Origin of the sequence: Microbacterium sp. 18062, assembly GCF_902706225.1 — a bacterium.
Classification (GTDB): Bacteria; Actinomycetota; Actinomycetes; order Actinomycetales; family Microbacteriaceae; genus Microbacterium.
The window spans coordinates 1-498 of record NZ_CACSKB010000237.1; the positions used below are offsets into that span (position 1 = coordinate 1).

Annotated in this window: 1 protein-coding gene; it reads right to left on the reverse strand. The window is 67.1% G+C overall.

Features of this window, described 5'->3' with window-relative positions; all coding sequences use genetic code 11:
* Positions 1-298, reverse strand: a 298-nt coding sequence (locus tag GVL03_RS19555) for a YfiR family protein (RefSeq protein ID WP_159502600.1), incomplete at its 3' end; no start/stop codon positions are given.
* Between the last annotated feature and the right edge of the window lie 200 nt (positions 299-498).

Sequence of the window (498 nt, forward strand, 5' to 3'; positions counted from 1 at the left end):
CCGTCAGCACGCCGTGCCCCGGCGGCAGTGAACGCAGGGCGCCGAACACCGGCTCCGCATCGGCGGCGTCCAGCACGATGACCCGGCATCTGCCGAGGCTGGGCAAGTCCAGGAGGAGGATCCGCAGCGTGCTTCCCTGCACCGGCTTGCCCTCCAGCGCTCCGATCTGGCGCTTGAGGGGGCTGAAGGGCGACACACAGAGCGTCAGCTCCGGAGGGGATGCGGTGCTGCCCTTCGGCCACTCCACGAACTGCAGGAAGTTGTAGACGAACGCCGCCTTCAGCTCCGGCTCACCCACCTGCCCATGGGCCTGGACCGAGCCCAGGACCCATAGCAGAGCCAGCCCGCATTTGGTCAGGCAGCGCAAGGGGAAGCCGCACATGGTCAAAACGCGTAGGTCAGCTTGATGCGGTAGGTCCGGCCGTCCTGCGGGATGGTGTCGTCACGTACCTCGTAGGAGGCCGGGTCGGAGTATCGGCGGTTGAGCAGGTTGTAGAC